A 17,767-nucleotide genomic window follows, 5' to 3' on the forward strand; every position below is an offset into this window, starting at 1 on the left:
TGTTATCAAATACCTAACTAAAACCAAAACTTGAAAACGCTATGTATACTGCTACCTGAGGGCCGTCGGAGGCCTTGATTTCATTGTACTTTTTTCTTCAAACACTAACTAATCTATCTATGATGAATTTTTCTCTGCGTCTTTTTCGCCCCGGTGAAAGAAGCGCGAAAGGGCGGATGTCCTTTGGCATGAAAGGTTTGGGCGCTTTAATACTGTTTTATTCGTTTTTTCTGGGGCAAGCTTACGCCCAGGATATATCGCTGAAAGGGAAAGTGACCGACAGCAAAGGCAATGCACTGCCGGGGGTATCCATTACCATTAAAGGCACCAGCAAGGGTACTTCCACTGATATGGAAGGAGGGTATGCTATTTCCGCGCCACCGGCGTCTACGCTGGCGTTCAGCTTTATCGGCTTTACTACCAAGGAAGTTACCGTCGGCAGCCAAACGACGATCGACGTGGTGCTGGCCGATGATGTGAAAGCACTGGAAGAGGTGGTGGTGATCGGATATGGGGCCGTCAAGAAAAAAGATGTGACGGGTTCCGTCGTTTCGCTGCAACCCAAGGATTTCAACAAAGGCGTGATTACGGCTCCGGATCAGCTGATTCAGGGCCGCACGCCGGGGGTGATGGTGATCAACAACACCGGGCAGCCGGGTGGTGCAACCACGGTGCGTATCCGGGGTAACTCCTCCATCCGCGCAGGTAACAACCCGTTGTTCGTATTGGATGGTATCCCGCTTTCGGGCAGCTCGGCGCGCCCGGGAGGAAGCGGCGGTTTCGGCTCGGATGGTGGTAACCCGCTGGCTTACCTCAACCCGAATGACATTGCCAGCATGGACATTCTGAAAGACGCTTCGGCAACGGCTATTTACGGTTCCCGCGGCGCGAATGGGGTGGTGATCATCACGACCAAAAGAGGTGCTTCAGGAGCGCCGACGGTGAGCATCAATGCTTCCACAGGCGTATCGAGCCTGCTGAGAAAACCGGAAGTACTGAATGCCGACGAATTCCGTGAAGCGGTTCAATACTATGCGCCTAATGACGTGAAAGGAGCCGATTTTGGCGGGAATGTGAATGCATTCGATGAAATTACCCGCGTTGCCCCGGTTCAGAACTACTCAATGGCAATCACCGGCGGTACCGATAACGGTAAATACCGCGTCTCGGCCGGCTATATGGATCAGAAAGGGATCATCGAAACTTCGAGACTGAAAAAGTATACGGCGAGCATCAACAGTAGTTTCAGATTCCTCGAAAGCAAAAAGCTGGGACTTGATTTCAATGTGCTGTTCACCCAGACCAACGAAAACCTCGCACCGATCGACGTGGGCGTAGGCTTTACCGGTAACGTGATTTCACAGGCGCTGACCTGGAATCCCACCCGCCCGTTGCGCGTGAATGCGGACTCACTCACGTACGTGAGCCCTACGACGATCAACCCGCTGACGTCGCTGAAAGCCTACAAGGATATTGCGATCGTGAACACCACCGTGGCGAGCATTGCACCTTCCTACAAGATCACCAACGACCTGGAATATAAGCTCGTGTATAGCATTACCCGCCAGACCGGTAACCGGAAGGGCCGGTATATTGCAGGATTGGTGGATCCGGCGCAAATCAGAAATGGTTTTGCATTCATTGGAAACAATTCCGAAACCAACCAGCAACTGACCCAAACCCTGAGCTACAACAAGGATATCAGCCCGTCGCTGAACCTGAATGCGGTAGCCGGTTACGAGTTCCTCGACTACGCGAATAGCTGGAATTCCCTGAGTGGTAGCGGCTTTACCTATGTTGGCCTGGATTTCTACGATTATCTGAATTACTCGGTAGCGAGCAACCGCGGTATTAATTCCTTTAAATCCCCTACCAACCAGTTGCAGTCGGTGTTTGTACGGGTGGGATTGAATTACCTGGATAAGTACCTCTTCACCGGAACTGTGAGGAGGGACGGCTCTACCAAATTCGGGGAAAACAACAAATATGCCAATTTCCCTGCGGTAGCCTTGGCGTGGAACATTTCAAATGAAGCTTTCCTGAAAGGTAACAGCACTGTAAACAACCTGAAACTTCGGCTGGGCTGGGGTAAAACCGGTAACCGCGAGTTTGACTCAGGTGCTTCGCGTGACCGGTATGTGTTTGGTACGCAGAGCATCAGCCAGGCTAACTTCGGAAACCCCGACCTGAAATGGGAGACTTCCGAAACTTTCAACGGAGGTATCGATTTTGGCCTGTTCCAGTCGAGAATCGTGGGTTCGATCGATGTGTTCAACAAGAAGACGACCGACGGCTTGTTTGAAAGAACCCTGGCTCAACCTGCTCCAAGCGGGAAGATCTGGGTGAACCTGGATGGCGAGGTAGTGAACAAAGGTGTGGAAGTAGCGCTGACCGGTACCGTGCTGGAAAACAAAGATTGGACCTGGAACATTTCGGCCAATGCTACTTATCTCAAAAACAGCGTTTCAGGCCTGCCCGGGTTCTATGAAACTGCTGCATTGAGAGGACAAGGCTTCTCGGGCGTTTTGGGACAAAGAATGGTAAGCGGCCAGCCGCTGAACGTTTGGTACCTGGCGAAATTCGCCGGTTTGGACCCTACCACGGGCACCAGTATGTACGAAGGTGCAGATGGCCAGGTGGGTACTTCCGTGGACCCTGCCCAAAACAAGTTCTACGTGCATAGCCCTAATCCTAAATACCTGTTGGGTTTCTCCACGGACGTGACTTACAAGAAGTTCTCGGCGGTTGTCAACATGAACGGGGCATTCGGGCATTACCTGTTCAACAACACTTTTGCGACGGTGCTGGGTATCAACAACCTGTCTACCAAAAACATCGCGAAAGACTTCTTTAACAAGGATATCAAGGAAGCCACTTCCAACTCGGCGGCGCCTTCCACCCGGTACCTTGAAAAAGGCGATTACATGAAAATGTCGAACGTTACGCTCAGCTACCGGGTTGGCAACATCGGAAAGGCTTTCAAGAACCTGAACATTTCGTTGACGGGCCAGAACCTCTTTGTACTTACAGGCTACAAAGGTTTCGATCCTGAGGTGAACACCGACGGTTCCAGCGGAGGCATTCCTTCCCTGGGGATCGAGTACATTCCGTACCCTTCGGCAAGAACGTTCCTGTTGGGCGTAAACTTTTCACTGTAATTCATCAAAAACAAAGAATCTATGAAACTCAAATCATATTGTGCGGCAATTCTCAGTTGCAGCATGCTGCTTTCCTGCACAGATCTGGACGAAAAACTGGGCAGCGCATTGGAAAAAGGTACGACGGGGAACATCAATCCCGCCGAGTTGCTGATCAGCGCCTATTCTTCACTGAACGGCCCTTACCAGCAGGATAACCGCTGGTGTTTGCAGGAGCTTTCCACGGACGCGGCGGTTGCGCCCACACGCGGGGGCGACTGGGACGATAATGGTACCCACCGGGCCATTCACCTGCATACCTGGAACGCCGATAACTCGTACATGAGCAACACATTCGGCGGGCTGCTGACGGCGATCTATCAGTCGTCCAACGTATTGCGCTATTCTCCTTCGCCTCAGCAGGCGGCCGAGGCGAGATTTATCCGTGCGTTGGCGATGTTCGATGTGATGGATTTGTGGGGTGTTGTACCTTACCGCGAGAGCCTCGAAGATTTCCGTGAGTTACCTAAAACGCTCACCTCACAGGAAACGATCGATTTCATCATTTCGGAAATGAATGCCATTATGAAAGACCTGCCGGATGCGGGTCAGGCGTATGTGGCCAACAAGAATGCAGCGAGAACATTGCTGATGAAAGTATATCTGAACAAGGGCGCTTTTTTGAACCGACAAAGCCCCAAGTTCGATGCAGCTGATATGAGCAAGGTTATCTCCCTCGCCAACGAGATCACCGGTTATACCATTTCGGCGCCGGGCAAGTATTTTGACAATTTTGCGCCGGACAACAATGTGAAATCGACCGAGAACATTTTCACGCTCTATAATGAAGAAGGCGTACGTGGCGGCGGCGTGGACCGGGCTTACTGGACGGTGTCGCATTACAACATGACTCCCGGTGGATGGAATGGATGGGCGACGCTTTCCAACTTCTACGATAAGTTTGCGGCAGGTGATGAAAGAAGGGGTATCTACTACAACTATCCGGCCGATACGACTTCCAACCGCACCAAAAATTACAAGATCCAGAACGTAGGTTTTCTGGAAGGTCAGCAATACAGCTGGGTGACCAACAAGCCGCTTAATGCGAGGAACCCGGCCACTCAGCCTTTGGTGTTTTCAAGGGATATCACGATCCGTACGAGCGGCGCTACTTTGGAAACCGCCGGGATACGGGTGATCAAATATCCGTTCGACTATGCTTCAAAAGGACAGCGTAACAACGACTGGGTAGTGTACCGGTATTCGGATGTGCTGCTCATGAAAGCCGAGGCCATTCTGCGTGGCGGCACGCCGGGTGGGGCAGCCGACGCCCTGGCGATCGTAAATTCGATCCGTACCAACCGCGGCGCAGCCAACCTCACGGCATTGACTTTGGATAATCTCCTGGACGAACGCGGCAGGGAATTGTACTGGGAAGGTTGGAGAAGACAGGACCTGATCCGCTTCGGCAAGTTCCTGCTGGCGGGGCAAATCAAACCTGCGGATCCGGATCCGAAAACGCTTGTTTATGCAATCCCGAGCCCGCAAATCGCAGTTAACAATAACCTCAAACAAAATCCGGGGTATTGATATTGTAAAAAAAGGAGCGGCGTTGATACCCGCTCCCATTTCATCGAAGCCCGGCAAACCTGGTGTTTGCCGGGCTTCGGCGTTTAATATCACGCCGTCGTTTTCTTTCCAATTTCTTCCGCCAGGCCGATGAGAATGCCTTCCACTCCCCGGATGTAGCAGAGCCGGTACGAATCCTGGTACTGAACCACTTCGCCTACGAGCTGGGCACCATGCCTCGTAAGCCGGGTTACCATTTCGTCAATGTCTTCCACAGCGAACATCGCCCGCAGGTACCCCAGTGCATTCACCGGTGCGTTCCGGTGGTCGGACGCAATGGGAGGCGTGAGGAATCTCGACAGTTCGATCCGGCCATGACCATCCGGGGTAACCATCATAGCAATCTCGACGCGCTGCGAGGCCAGCCCGGTAACACGCCCGGACCATTCGCCTTCAATGGTGGCGCGCCCTTCGAGAGTCATACCCAGTTCTGTAAAAAACGAAATGGCATTGTCGAGGGATTCCACAACGATGCCGATGTTATCCATTCTCAATAACTTGTTGCTCATATGTGTAGCTGCTTAAAGATCGAAATACGGTTTTCAAACAAACCCATTTTTCCACTTTTGTGCAATCGCCATGGCGGTTTCAAGCATATACGGAGCCCAGTTTTCAACTTCCCAGGCGGTGTTGTGCAGATCGGAGGAACGCAGCATTGCGTGGGCTTCGCTTACGTTGGCGGCTGTTTCCAGGATATGCGATAATTGCATTTGCTGTTTGTACAAATCGGGGTCTTCCAGCGGCGTAGGGTGCGCAGGCCCCGCCAATGGTGCAAACAGGTGTGCAGGGATGGGGAGCGATTTTCGTGCCAATGATTTGACAATGCTGTCCATGCGAAGAAAATCAGACTGAAAAGCGGCCTGACTGGCTTGCGTTTCGAGCGCGGTGCCCATTTGTTCGAGCACCACAAATTTGAGATTGGGGCATTGGGGAATTGCTTCGGCCAGGAAATCAAACACCGCCTCGGGTACCGCTTCATCGTGTGTATCGCGGCGTACGGGCTTGCGCGCGGGCGTGAGCGTATCGTCCCAGCTACCGCCCGAAATGTGGATTTCCCGCACTTTTTTGAGCGGGTATAGTCTCAAAATATCCGCAAAATTGATGCCGAAATTGTGAACCTGGCAGTAAATGTTGTGCAAGTCGAGAATGATGAAGCCGTTGACACGCTCTACCAGCTGGTCTAAAAAGATTCCGTGTTTCTTCACTTCTTCAATAGAATAGGAGAAAGCGAGGTTTTCCAGCCCAACCGGACATTGGCATGCGTCCTGGATCCTTTGCAGGCGGTCTTTTCCGAGCGCTAATGTCCGGGCAGTAAGCGGAATGCTGATGGGTGCGCCTTTGTGGAAATCTTCGCCCGTCATGAAACCGAAATGCTCGGTGATGTGATCGAAATTAAATTCGCCGGATAGCTTTTCGAGCCTGGCCAGCCATTCAGCCTGCCCGGGCGACCATTTGCCTGAAAACAATGAAAAATATACACCATGCCCGATTAGCCGGCGATGGCTGCTGAACTCGCTCACGAGATCGGTAAACCAGGCGGGGATTTCCCGGAATTTGTAAAGAGTGTCAAAAGACCACTCAATGGCCTCCACTTTTTCCTGATCAAACAAAGGCAAGGCCGCCTGCAAAATATGGGTATCCAGGTTGCAGGCGATCGATGAGTAGATTTCAGCCATGGATAAGCGGCATTACCCCATTCCGCAGGCCGGGCAAGGGTCCACAGTTTTGGTTTTGGTCGTTTTTTCGCCGTTTGGACCAACGGCATTGTCTGTGCAGGCGGTGGCAAGCGCAGTAACGGTAACCGCAACAGCTACTGCCTGTAATACTGATTTTGAGATTTTCATAAGGAAGTTTGTTAAGGTGAATCAGGGAATACAGGGAAAAGATGTAATTGAAATGCATTTGGTTGTAACCGCTGATGATTAAAATCCTTCTGTTCCGAATATCCCCGTCCTGCTGATCAAAAACACCAATCTGGTGTTAGAAAATGTCAATTCGCTACTTATTTGTTGAGTTGAATAATGGCATCTTTGGCCTGTTAATCAGACAAAAAGGGGATATGAGCTTGCAGAACTTTACGAAGTATTTTTTCGGGGTTGCGATACTGGTAGGTTCGGCTATTTCCTGCTTTCAGTGCATCCATACGAAAAAGGGTGGAAAGCGCTCCGACGAGGTTTCGTACAGTTTCCAGGTAAGGCCTATTCTTTCCGACAAGTGCTTTGCATGTCACGGGCCCGATGCCAAACACCGCGAAGCAGGGTTGCGGCTCGACGTTGCGGAAAGCGCCTATGCGAAGCTCCGGGACGGGAAGGGATTTGCCATCGTCCCCGGCAATGCGGAAGCGTCGGAAGTTTACAAAAGGATTATTTCGGTTGATGCGGATTATCAGATGCCTACGCCGGAGTCCCATTTGGGACTGCTTACGAAAGATGAAGTCGAAGTATTAAGAAAGTGGATTTCGCAAGGCGCTAAATACGAGAAGCACTGGGCGTTTGTAGCCCCGAAACAAAGTGCATTACCGGAAGTAGGCGATGAAAGCTGGCCCAGCAATGAAATAGATTACTTTACCCTCGCCAGAATGGAGGAGGTAGGGTTGGAGCCTAACGAACCTGCGGGACAAGAGCAGCTGATCAAGAGGTTGTCGCTGGACCTTACCGGTTTGGCACCGTCCCCGGAGCTTCAGAAGAAATTCCGGGATGGTGATGCGGAACAGCGTTACGAAAAAATCGTAGACGAACTCCTGAAACAGCCTTCCTATGGAGAGAAAATGGCTGTGCATTGGCTCGATATTGCGCGTTACGGGGATTCGTTTGGTTATCAGAACGATCATTCCAGAACGCAATGGCCGTGGCGCGACTGGGTGATCAATGCGTTCAACAGGAATATGCCCTACGACCAGTTTGTAACCTGGCAACTGGCTGGCGATATGCTGCCGAATGCGGGAAAAGAGCAAATCCTGGCCACCGCTTTCTTACGGAACCACAAATACAACGAGGAAGCCGGTATCATTCTCGAAGAGTACCGCATTGAATACAACCTCGACAAAACCAAGACAGTGAGCTCCGGGCTGATGGGCCTGACGGTGGAATGTGCGCAGTGCCACGACCACAAGTATGACCCGATTTCCCAGGAAGATTATTACCGGTTGTTTGCCTTTTTCAATAACTCCAGAGAAAAGGGGCAGGACAAAATCCAGGGTGGTGTAGCCGTGGCACCCATCCTGGAAGTGACCGATGCGGAACGAAAAAGCGTGCTCAATTTCATCAACAGCGCCGACACCAGCACGATCTGGCTTTCGGTAATGAGCGAAAATGATACGCTCCGCCCCACGCACGTGCTCAATAGGGGTGTGTACGATGCGCCGGGAAAGGTTGTGACGGCGAGTAGCCTGAAATCGGTGATGCCGTTTGACACCACGAAGTATGCAAGAAACCGTCTGGGCCTGGCCGGATGGATGTTCAATAAAAATAATCCGCTCACAGCGAGGGTATTTGTGAACCGGATCTGGCAGGAGTTTTTCGGGCGGGGGATCGTCAAAAGTGCCGGCGATTTTGGAATGCAGGGAGATCTGCCCTCGCATCCCGCACTGCTCGACTGGCTCGCGGTGGATTTTATGAACCACGGCTGGAATGTGAAGCGCCTGGTAAAGCAAATCGTTACCTCCGCCACCTACCGGCAATCGTCCAGACTGACCGAAGCAAAAAAGGAGAAAGACCCCGATAATATTTACCTGTCGCGCGGGGCGCGCTATCGCGTGCCTGCGGAGATGGTACGCGACATTGTGTTGTCGACCAGCGGCTTGCTGAATCCTGAAATAGGCGGGCCGAGTGTGAAGCCATACCAACCCAAGGGCCTTTGGGAAGGCAGCACAGCCAACCGGGGCGACCTCACGAAATATGTGCAGGACACGGCCGGGCAACTCTACCGGCGCGGCTTGTACACGTTTGTCAAAGTGACGCTGCCGCCGCCTGCGATGATCGTGTTCGACGCCAGTAATCGTGACCATTGTGAAGTAAAACGGCAAAAAACCAATACGCCGTTGCAGGCGCTGATCATGCTGAACGACCCCGCGGTGCTGGAAGCCTCCCGCGTGCTAGCCGAGCGGAGCGCTGGCGGGAAAATGCCGGTAGAGGAAAAAGTACGGCAGCTGTTTCAGCGAATTGTGTGCCGCAGGCCGACGGACAAAGAAGTTGACCTGCTGGTAGGCTACTACCATTCAGAACTTGCCAAGTTCTCGAAGGATCAGCAAAAGGCCGTGAAGGTACTGAATGTGGGAGACTTCGTACACGAAAAAGGAGTACGAAAGGATCAGGCCGCTGCATTGATGCGGGTCATCAGCACGATTTACAACATGGAAGAAACGATTACGAAGAGTTGAAAAGGCTTTAAGCTGTAAGCCCTAGGCTATAAGCGGTGTTCAGTAAGCGTAGCCTAGGGCTTAAAGCCGGTTATAAAGATGAAACATTATAAAAAGCTTACGGCCTAAGGCCTAATGCTTACAACAATAAAGTATGGAAAAGCCCATTTTTGATTTTGGAATGAATATCAACCGCAGGCATTTCCTGTCCAAGATGAGTCTTGGCCTTGGAAGCGCGGCGCTGGGCTCCCTTTTAATACCTGATATTTTCAAGGGAAGTGAGGAAACGAGCGTCAACGACATCGTATCCGGTTTGCCGCATTTTGCGCCCAAAGCGAAACGGGTGATCTATCTCTTTCAAAATGGCGCCCCCTCTCAGTATGAACTGTTCGATCACAAGCCGTTACTCAATAAAATGTTTGGGGAGAATCTACCCGAGTCGGTGAGGGGAGGGCAGCGGCTGACGGGCATGACGGCCAATCAGACCAGTTTCCCGTTGGCCGGATCGATTTTCAATTTTGCTCAGCATGGTCACTCGGGCGCGTGGGTAAGCGAATTGCTCCCGCACACGGCCAGGATCGCGGACGACCTCTGCTTTATTAAGTCGATGAATACCGATGCGATCAACCACGACCCTGCGCTTACATTTTTCCAGAGCGGGGCGCAAGTAGGGAGCCGCCCAAGCATGGGCGCCTGGCTTAGTTACGGCCTTGGCAGCGAAAATCAGAACCTGCCGGCCTTTTGCGTGCTGCTGTCGCGGGGCATTGGTAATGGACAAGGGGTGTATTCCAAGTTGTGGACGAACGGCTTTCTCGATTCGGTGCACCAGGGCGTGCAGTTCAGCAGCGGTGAAAATCCGGTGCTCTACCTGGGCGATCCCGACGGAATGGACCGAAGCGAGCGGCGCGAAATGCTCGATAAGCTCGCCACACTGAACGAAGGGACCTTCGCCGAATACCAGGATCCCGAGATTGTTACGAAAATCCAGCAATATGAAATGGCGTTCCGTATGCAGGCGGCCGTTCCCGAAATTACGGATATGAGCAAGGAGCCGGAGTCGATCGTCAAATTGTACGGCCCCGACTGCCTGGTGCCCGGCACTTATGCGGCCAATTGCCTTCTGGCCCGGAAACTATCCGAGCAAGGCGTGCGGTTCGTTCAGTTGTACCACCAGGGATGGGACGGGCATTCCAATCTGCCGAAGGAAATCAGGGCGCAGTCGATGGACGTGGACCGGGCGTCGGCAGCATTGGTAACGGACCTGAAACAACGGGGACTACTCGACGAAACCCTGGTGATCTGGGGCGGGGAGTTTGGAAGGACTAACTATTGCCAGGGCAAATTTTCGAGGGAAGACTATGGCCGTGACCATCACCCGAGGGCATTCACGATCTGGATGGCAGGCGGTGGTATTAAGCCCGGGATTTCATACGGTGAGACCGACGATTTCGGCTACAATATCATTAAAGATCCGGTTCATGTTCATGATTTGCATGCTACCATTCTCAACCAGCTGGGGCTAGACCACGAAAAACTGGTTTTCAAGCATCAGGGCCGGCGTTACCGTCTGACGGACGTGGCGGGCAAGCTGGTGAAGGGGATCATCGCCTGAGCGCGGTTATCTGATGTAGTTCGGGATAAACTCAATCCCCGTATCGTACGGGATTTTGGGTACGATGGCGAAAACGTAGTCTATTCCACTATCAGGCACCGACCAATACCGAAGGTCTGCGGTAATGGTTAGTTTGTTGCGTGCGCAGTTGGCCGTTACACTTTGAGTCATGACAGAAGCGCGCGTACTATTATTGACACTGATTACGATCAGACTTTTGGTTTTGAAATCAACCTTTTTCTTTAAATAGTGGATAAAAAGTTTTTGGAATAATTCATCGTCGCTCTGAATTATTTCATAGTTTATATCGAAGTTTCCGGGGTCTTTCAAACGGGCTATCGGATTTAAGTCGTCATTCAACAATTCGAATTTCACAGCACCATCTTTGCATTGATATGCATATGGCTCTTCTTCCTTACATGAGTTAATAAGGATGATCAGAATGCACATTGTAAAAGCCTTTAAATTTCGCATCAATGCTTTGATTGGCTAGTCTTAGAGCTGTTTTATTTTGAATGCATGATTTGTTTTTATAAAACAAAATCATGAACGATAATATTGCCATTGTCGACAATATTATCATTCACGAAATGAAATGAACTGAAAATGAAATACTATTATAGAAACAGTAACTTAATCACGGGTTTTAGCTCTTCAAAACTCAGGATCGTCCAGGGTATTTGCCGTGGATAAAATATCACATATTGAGTCGGTAATAAAACGCAAATTGTTGTGGCTGCCAGGTAAAGATACTTTGTATTCCGAGCTTCTTGCTTACCAATAATGAATGCTGAGATAATCAATAATGGAAACGCGTAAGTAAGGCTGCGTGATATATCGAACACGGCATATGCTACCAGTATGTGGCCGGCCATGAGCAACAGCATTAACAAAGATAAAAATGTATTTCCCTTTTTGATCAACAATCCGACGGCAAAAAGATATAAAACCCAGAAGCCCTCGAAGGTCAGGAAAATTCCGGAAAGCCTGTGCTTAAACTGGTAGGGGACGAGTCCGAGCTCAACGCCTGATCCGGCGCCGGTGGGGGTGTGTAGATTGAATTGGGCGGATAATAATATTCTGATTATCAGGTAGAATACGCCAACAAGCAAGACGACCGAAGATGTTTTTTGCAGCCAGTTTTTCCTGCCATGAAATTGCGGGAAAGAATTCAGCTCAAAATCCGACTCCGAAAGCAGGTGGAAAAGGTATATCGAAGCCAGCGCGATAACAGCCCGCTCGTCTGTCCAGCATGCCAATGTCAATGATAGAAAAACCCCGACGCGGTTTTTAAGGTACATCCCAAGAGTAAGGAAGAAATAGGCGAAGGCATCAAACCAAAAATCATAGTCCCAAAAGAAAGCCTTCGCAAGGTAAATAGTGGCGCTTCCCGCGATAAATAGCAAGACTGCCATCGGTGATAATCTCCTCAAAAGTATCTTCGTTAACATAAAGAGGAACGGAACCAATAGCGCCGATTGGATCAAATAAATAATGACTACGCTCAGGCCGTTTGAGCCAGCCGTCACGCCAAGTAGTCGGGCAAGTAACGGCACCGTGAATCTGAAATCTATCTTTCCGCCGTGTGTTTCCTGGGCCGCTCGTACTGCTGACAAAGGATCTGATATTTTATCGAAAAAATAGGCATAGTTAACTTCCAGGTTGTGGTCAAATATCAATTCCAAATACCTCGGATAGGTGAATAGTAATACAATGCCAAATAGGATAACCGAAGTTATCATTATCCTGCGATCAGAACTCAGGCATTTAATTAAAGTGTCTTTATTGAAGAGGTGTTTTATTGAATAATTAGTCGTTCGTTTTTTGAACGATCTGGCGGATACCGGAAGGGTTTCAGGGGCTGAACGAAACGGAAATGCTTGCTGCATGAAGTATATCCTAGGGATGAATAACTGGGTTCGGATATACAGACCCAATTAGAGCCTCCGACAGTTGCCTCTATTCCATATATTTTTTTGAATAATTTAATAATTCGAAATTATTTACCCTATTCTTTTACAAATCGGAATGAACGTCCGTCATCGAGCCGGATCCAATAGGTACCGGTACTCAATTGCTGCACATGGATATTCTGAGTTTGTCCGGTAATACTGAAATGCTTTCGGATCCTGCCGTTGATATCGATCAAAACGGCGGTAGTTCCCAGAATATCAGGATCGGAAACATCGAGTTTTAAGATTGTTTTTGCCGGATTGGGAAAAACTGTCACCGGCTTAGCTCCCCGTCCGTCGAGCACGATGATCCGACTGTATGCGAAGGTTTTGTCCTGATCTACCATTTTCAGGCGATAATATACCTTCCCCTCATGGTTGTCGGCATGCGAATAGCCGTATTGCTGGCTGGCGCCGTTCCTTGCAGGCACGGAATGAACAGTAGCAAATGCTTTGGCGTCTATGCTGCGCTCGATTTGAAAATGACTCACGTTTTCTTCCTGCGCGGTCTGCCATGAAAGGTGATTAAATCCCTTCTCCCGCTTCCCATTGAAATGTACCAACCGCAGCGGCAGGGGTTCGCTTTGTGTTTTCACAAAGAAACCGCTGAAACCGGCGACAGGGAAGGTTACTTCCCAGCGTTCGGCGTCGGGATTCCAGGCGATGTTGGCGTCGTCAGGGTCGATAGTCGTAGCGGCACCCGGGTAAGTATCGGGCAAACCGGTCCCGTCACCGCTGGTACCGCCGCGTTTCTCGATTTTGAGGTTGGCAATGCCGGCCGCGTCACCGGGGCCGGTGGGCAGTTTAAGAGCATTAACATTGTTGAACGTTTCGAACTCAGCTTGCGTAAAATACAATGTAACAACACCAGTGGCTGTTTCTGCATTCGTTTCGGGTGTGATTTCGTAATGCCTTTAAACAAAATGGGCAGGCTGGGTCGCATCTATCCACACTCGCGCGGTCGTGTTGCCCGAAATGGCGGAAATGACATCGCCGCCTGTTACTTTGGCGACCAGCACGCTGCAATTATCGGCATAGTAGTACCGGGTATCGCTGTGGGGCTGGAAGGAAGTTACGGTGGTGTTGCCCGAAGCTACGGAAGTGGCGGCAGGGTCTGTAATGCATTCGAAATTGGCCCGGATCATGAATTGCTTCGCAAATGACGGGCCATATGCCTCTACGGCGCCCCAACCGGGGACCGGGTTGGTCGGCCAGTCCACGAAGTTGGTACGCGGGATGAAAATACCCGATGCCTGGCCGATAGCCAATGTGCTGTCTATCTCTTTTAAGCTGACAAATATCGTGTCGCCAGGGAGCAGGTTTAATGTAGGGCTAACCTTGAAATCGTGCCATTTCAAAGCATCCGTGCTGGTCAGGGTGCGTGCCGGGGCGTCGAAGAGCACAGTACCCGGCGTTCCGTTTTGAAACTTCATCACAGTGGCCCCGATGCGCATGGTATTACCCGGTTGGACGGTGCCGACGAGGTAGGCCGAAAGTGAGGCGAGTTCGGTGGCGGAATGAATCGGATAAATGGTTCCCAGGTAACCGGGCGTAGTGCTGCCAATGCCGAGTACGCCGGTAACTATCCCATTGTCGCGTGCAAATACCGTCTGGGTGATTTCCACTGAATCGATGTATGCATCGTTTGATGGCCGCTGATCTGTAACGCCGGGTAGCACGGTTTCGATACGGACGGTATATTTCCCAGGCACTTCCGCTACAAACGAAGTGGCCGTCCACAATGTGTCACTGGTTGCCAGGAACGGCACATTGACCGGAGTGCTTTGTGTTGAGAATACTTCCTGGTCGGCACTGTCAAACACAGTCGCTTTGATATAAGCCCCGCTCAGCGTATTCGCTCCCTGATTGTTGATCCGGCCAAAGAATGAATGGGGCAAGTTCTGGCTGACGGGTACTTTGGGAAATATTGTTTTGGAGGGATTGACCAGGGCTGCGTCAAAATCCAGCACCCTTTCCAGCATTACATCATCAATGAGAAGCAAAAACTTGTCGTTCGAAACATTCCTGAAAGCGACGCGGACCGTCTGACCGGCATATGCAGAAAGATTGACCTCGCGTCTTGTCCAGGCGGAGCCCTCGGCGGCAGTCGAGAAGACCACGGTTGAAGCACTTACCTGGTTGCCCATCACGCCAGTGCCGCCTGTGGGAACATTCGGTTCGGCCATGACGCGGACTTCATATCCGTCGGGGTAGGCCGGGTCATAGGCTACGGCATTCCAGGAAAGGCGCATTAGTCCGTCGACGGCCGGAATAGCGATGGGAGGTGTCCACATCCAGTCGTCTGCAGAGCCTGCCGGAGCGTACCACGACGTACTGAACGCCGCCGAATCCGCGACATTGAAGGAAAAATCCTCGCGCCGTTCCCAGGCTTCATTCACATAGGCCACCGAACCGGTCGGGGTGCGGTTGTCGACATTGCGTAACAACCATCCGGTCGGAAAGGTGTAAGTACCGGCTCCACCGGCAGTTGGTCCGCCAATGCCGTCGAAGTCTTCCTGAAAAATTATTTGCGCATGAGCCGATAGGGCAAACAGTGCCAGGAGGCACACGAGAGTAGCTGTTCTTTTCATAGGTTAGATAGAATGGGTGCAATTATCAGTAACCTTGTTTTGCCTGTAAGGCACTATATCGATAAAGGCTATACGTTATCGGATTATACCTTTACCGGCCTCGTTAATCTATTATCCGGTCGTTCTTGCAGGTTTTTAATTTTGGCTGTTTTTGCGCAAATTACCTGCTTGCTGCTGCCTTGGTTTAGATCAGCCGCGCACATCGTTTTTTCTTTAACATATCCCAGCCATGAACCGAATTATTGGATCAATGAAGTCACTCGTCATCGCGACAGTCGCTTTTTTAATATGCTTTCCCCTTTTAATTCAGGCGCAATCCGATACCTATGAAGTATTTGCGATCAAATTCGCCGGCACCGACAAGCAGTTTTACGAAGCCGAATGGGCCAGCGGAGGCGGGAAGGATGTGCCGGTCCCGATCAGTTTTATGTTTTGGTTGTTAAAGGGCAAGAATGGCCGGAACATCCTCGTGGATGCCGGGTTCATGCCCGAAAAGGTTAAAGAGGAGGAGTTTTTCAAAATCGCCGGCTATATCCGGCCCGATTCGGCATTGTTGAAAATGGGCGTGAAGCCGGGGGACGTAAGCGATATTATTCTATCTCATCCGCATTGGGACCACCTCGGCGGCGCGGCACTGTTCCCGAATGCCACGCTGTGGATGCAAAAGGACGATTTTGAGGGATTCGTGGGAACTGCCTGGCAAAAGGATGGCCGCAAGGGCGGGTTTGCCCAAAGCGACGTCCGGATGGTGATAGACCTCAACCTGGCGGGGCGGCTAAGTCTGATCGCCGGGGATAATAAGGAGATACTGCCGGGCGTGACCGTTTTTACTGGCTCGAAACATACCTATGACTCGCAGTACGTGATGGTCAGCAATGGTAAGGAGAAAGTCGTGATTGCTTCGGACAACATCTGGATTTATTACAGCCTCGATCACCTGACGCCTCCTTCACCGGGCGGTACAACCGATCCGGAGGGTTATGTCGACGCCATTAAGCGCATGAAAACCCTGGTAAGCGATCCGAAATACATCCTGCCGGGCCACGATTCGAGGGTGTTCGAGAAATTTCCGAAAGTCGCTCCCGGCATCGCCGCGATCAGATAGGGTGGCTCACCTGGGGCCCATCCCTATAACACAAGCCCGAAACCCATGCGGAAGTAACCCAGATAGCGGCGCGAGTTTTCGGTGATTTTCAGCAGATTATGACTGAGCCCGGCGGATACGTCGATGAACGCACTACCAAACACAACCTGTTGGAAACCGCCGGCGGCACCCAGTCCCAAATGGCGCTTGCTTTTCCCCTCGCCGAAATAGGTTTCGCTGTGATAGAAGAGATGGTGGAAGTAAGGGGCAACGTAGAGGCCCGACAGGTTATTTCCGCCCGTACCTTGCCGTATGGCCTTTTTCTGGTCGGTATAATAGCGTAAATGCAAAGTCGATTGCAGCTGATAGTCGTTCGACGTAAGCCTGGCCCCGGGTGTCGGATAATCTCTCGATACAATGCGCATGTAATTCACTGAAAACTGCGTGTTCAGGGAGAATGGGCTACTTTTCAACTTCCGCTCATAAGCGAGGCCAATGCTTCCGTTGGAGTAATCGGGTGAAATATAAACGGTGGGCCATTGTAGCTTCCAGAGTTGTTGTACAAAATCGTCGCAGCGCAATACCTCGCAAAAGGGCTGGTTTTTCTGCCTTTTCCAATCTCCGAAAGCGAGTCCCATGCTCGTGCGGGAAGCGATGGCGATGCGGGAGGACTTGCCAAACTCATAAGCCACCAACAGGGGGGAATCGTCTCGCCGGAAATCCTGGTAATAGAGCCCGATGCCCAGTTCGAGCCGGCCCCGGTTCAGAAAGCGCCGTTGCAGGCCGAACTCCAACCCGAGTCTTTTCAGCTGGTTATTCACCACCTCCTTGCCCCATTGCCGCTCGCCGACTACGGCCAGAAAATTCCCCGTGAAGTTGTTGCTCCCGGTCCCTTCCTTTATCCGCCGGCGCATATCGTAGTACCACCGGGCGTAAATTTTTCCTGAGATCAGTCCTTCCAATCCGGCATTATCACCCCATCCTCCGCTGACGCCCATATCGGCACCTACCGACCATGACGGCAGCACCTTGTACTCATATCCGAGCTCGACCGGCGTGGTATTGTTGGCGGTGTTTTCAACGCTGAAAATGTAGTTGGGGGTAAATGCAAGCCCCAGTTTCAGCATATGGCGCGTCGGTACCTTGGTCATGAATACATTCTCATACCGGTCTACAAACCGCTGCTTCACAAATGTTTCCTGGGATTCTTCCTCGGCGAAGGTCACCCGGATAGAATCCTGTGCATTGGAAATGCGGAAAATGCCTAAAAACAGTACAAAAAACAGCAGCCTCATGGACGGTAAAGTTACGGATTGGATTTCGATCAGCTTTCGTACCAAAGAGGCGCCGGCAATAGGGGATGGTTGTATGAGGATGGGAAACATCATTTCAAATGCTTTATTAA

The 17,767-nt window shown here is 51.1% G+C and carries 13 protein-coding genes; 5 read left to right on the top strand and 8 right to left on the bottom strand.

Going from position 1 to position 17,767, the window contains the following annotated elements:
* Nucleotides 1–119 precede the first annotated feature (119 nt).
* A complete protein-coding gene (locus J2Y43_RS10305) occupies nt 120–3,158 on the top strand; it encodes a SusC/RagA family TonB-linked outer membrane protein (RefSeq protein WP_309982105.1) in 3,039 nt (1,012 codons plus the stop codon).
* A gap of 21 nt (nt 3,159–3,179) precedes the next feature.
* Nucleotides 3,180–4,727: a RagB/SusD family nutrient uptake outer membrane protein gene (locus J2Y43_RS10310; protein ID WP_309982106.1), complete on the top strand. Its 1,548-nt coding sequence runs from the start codon at nt 3,180–3,182 to the stop codon at nt 4,725–4,727.
* 89 nt (nt 4,728–4,816) lie between these two features.
* On the opposite strand, the gene J2Y43_RS10315 is transcribed toward J2Y43_RS10310, so the two are convergent.
* From J2Y43_RS10315 to J2Y43_RS10325, 3 genes are read right to left on the bottom strand one after another with little or no spacing between them, the layout of a single operon-like run.
* Entirely contained in the window at nt 4,817–5,275 is a 459-nt protein-coding gene (locus J2Y43_RS10315) for a VOC family protein (protein WP_309982107.1), read from the bottom strand.
* A gap of 33 nt (nt 5,276–5,308) precedes the next feature.
* Complete coding sequence (locus J2Y43_RS10320; RefSeq protein WP_309982108.1) at nt 5,309–6,442, bottom strand: DUF692 family multinuclear iron-containing protein; 1,134 nt, start codon at nt 6,440–6,442, stop codon at nt 5,309–5,311.
* A 12-nt stretch (nt 6,443–6,454) separates the two neighbouring features.
* Nucleotides 6,455–6,610: a hypothetical protein gene (locus J2Y43_RS10325; protein ID WP_309982109.1), complete on the bottom strand. Its 156-nt coding sequence runs from the start codon at nt 6,608–6,610 to the stop codon at nt 6,455–6,457.
* Nucleotides 6,611–6,825: 215 nt separating this feature from the next.
* Here J2Y43_RS10325 and J2Y43_RS10330 point away from each other — a divergent pair, with 215 nt between their 5' ends.
* Together J2Y43_RS10330 and J2Y43_RS10335 are read left to right on the top strand one after the other, a co-directional pair.
* Nucleotides 6,826–9,144, top strand: coding sequence for a PSD1 and planctomycete cytochrome C domain-containing protein (locus J2Y43_RS10330; RefSeq protein ID WP_309982110.1), 2,319 nt, complete (start codon nt 6,826–6,828; stop codon nt 9,142–9,144).
* 133 nt (nt 9,145–9,277) lie between these two features.
* The gene (locus J2Y43_RS10335; protein WP_309982111.1) at nt 9,278–10,735 is read left to right on the top strand and encodes a DUF1501 domain-containing protein; all 1,458 of its coding nucleotides are present in this window, start codon (nt 9,278–9,280) and stop codon (nt 10,733–10,735) included.
* A 6-nt stretch (nt 10,736–10,741) separates the two neighbouring features.
* On the opposite strand, the gene J2Y43_RS10340 is transcribed toward J2Y43_RS10335, so the two are convergent.
* The 4 genes from J2Y43_RS10340 to J2Y43_RS10355 form a co-directional block, all read right to left on the bottom strand.
* Nucleotides 10,742–11,209 carry a hypothetical protein gene (locus J2Y43_RS10340; protein ID WP_309982112.1) on the bottom strand — a complete coding sequence of 156 codons (468 nt, stop codon included), beginning with the start codon at nt 11,207–11,209 and terminating at the stop codon, nt 10,742–10,744.
* 143 nt (nt 11,210–11,352) lie between these two features.
* Nucleotides 11,353–12,420, bottom strand: coding sequence for a hypothetical protein (locus J2Y43_RS10345; protein ID WP_309982113.1), 1,068 nt, complete (start codon nt 12,418–12,420; stop codon nt 11,353–11,355).
* Between the two features lie 323 nt (nt 12,421–12,743).
* Nucleotides 12,744–13,544 carry a T9SS type A sorting domain-containing protein gene (locus J2Y43_RS10350; protein WP_309982114.1) on the bottom strand — a complete coding sequence of 267 codons (801 nt, stop codon included), beginning with the start codon at nt 13,542–13,544 and terminating at the stop codon, nt 12,744–12,746.
* Between the two features lie 57 nt (nt 13,545–13,601).
* The gene (locus J2Y43_RS10355) at nt 13,602–15,278 is read right to left on the bottom strand and encodes a choice-of-anchor J domain-containing protein (protein WP_309982115.1); all 1,677 of its coding nucleotides are present in this window, start codon (nt 15,276–15,278) and stop codon (nt 13,602–13,604) included.
* A gap of 229 nt (nt 15,279–15,507) precedes the next feature.
* Here J2Y43_RS10355 and J2Y43_RS10360 point away from each other — a divergent pair, with 229 nt between their 5' ends.
* On the top strand, nt 15,508–16,383 hold the full coding sequence (locus J2Y43_RS10360; RefSeq protein WP_309982116.1) for an N-acyl homoserine lactonase family protein: 876 nt from the start codon (nt 15,508–15,510) through the stop codon (nt 16,381–16,383).
* Nucleotides 16,384–16,406: 23 nt separating this feature from the next.
* On the opposite strand, the gene J2Y43_RS10365 is transcribed toward J2Y43_RS10360, so the two are convergent.
* Complete coding sequence (locus J2Y43_RS10365; protein ID WP_309982117.1) at nt 16,407–17,750, bottom strand: hypothetical protein; 1,344 nt, start codon at nt 17,748–17,750, stop codon at nt 16,407–16,409.
* Nucleotides 17,751–17,767: the final 17 nt, after the last annotated feature.

The organism is Dyadobacter sp. BE31, assembly GCF_031457695.1.
Taxonomy (GTDB): domain Bacteria; phylum Bacteroidota; class Bacteroidia; order Cytophagales; family Spirosomataceae; genus Dyadobacter.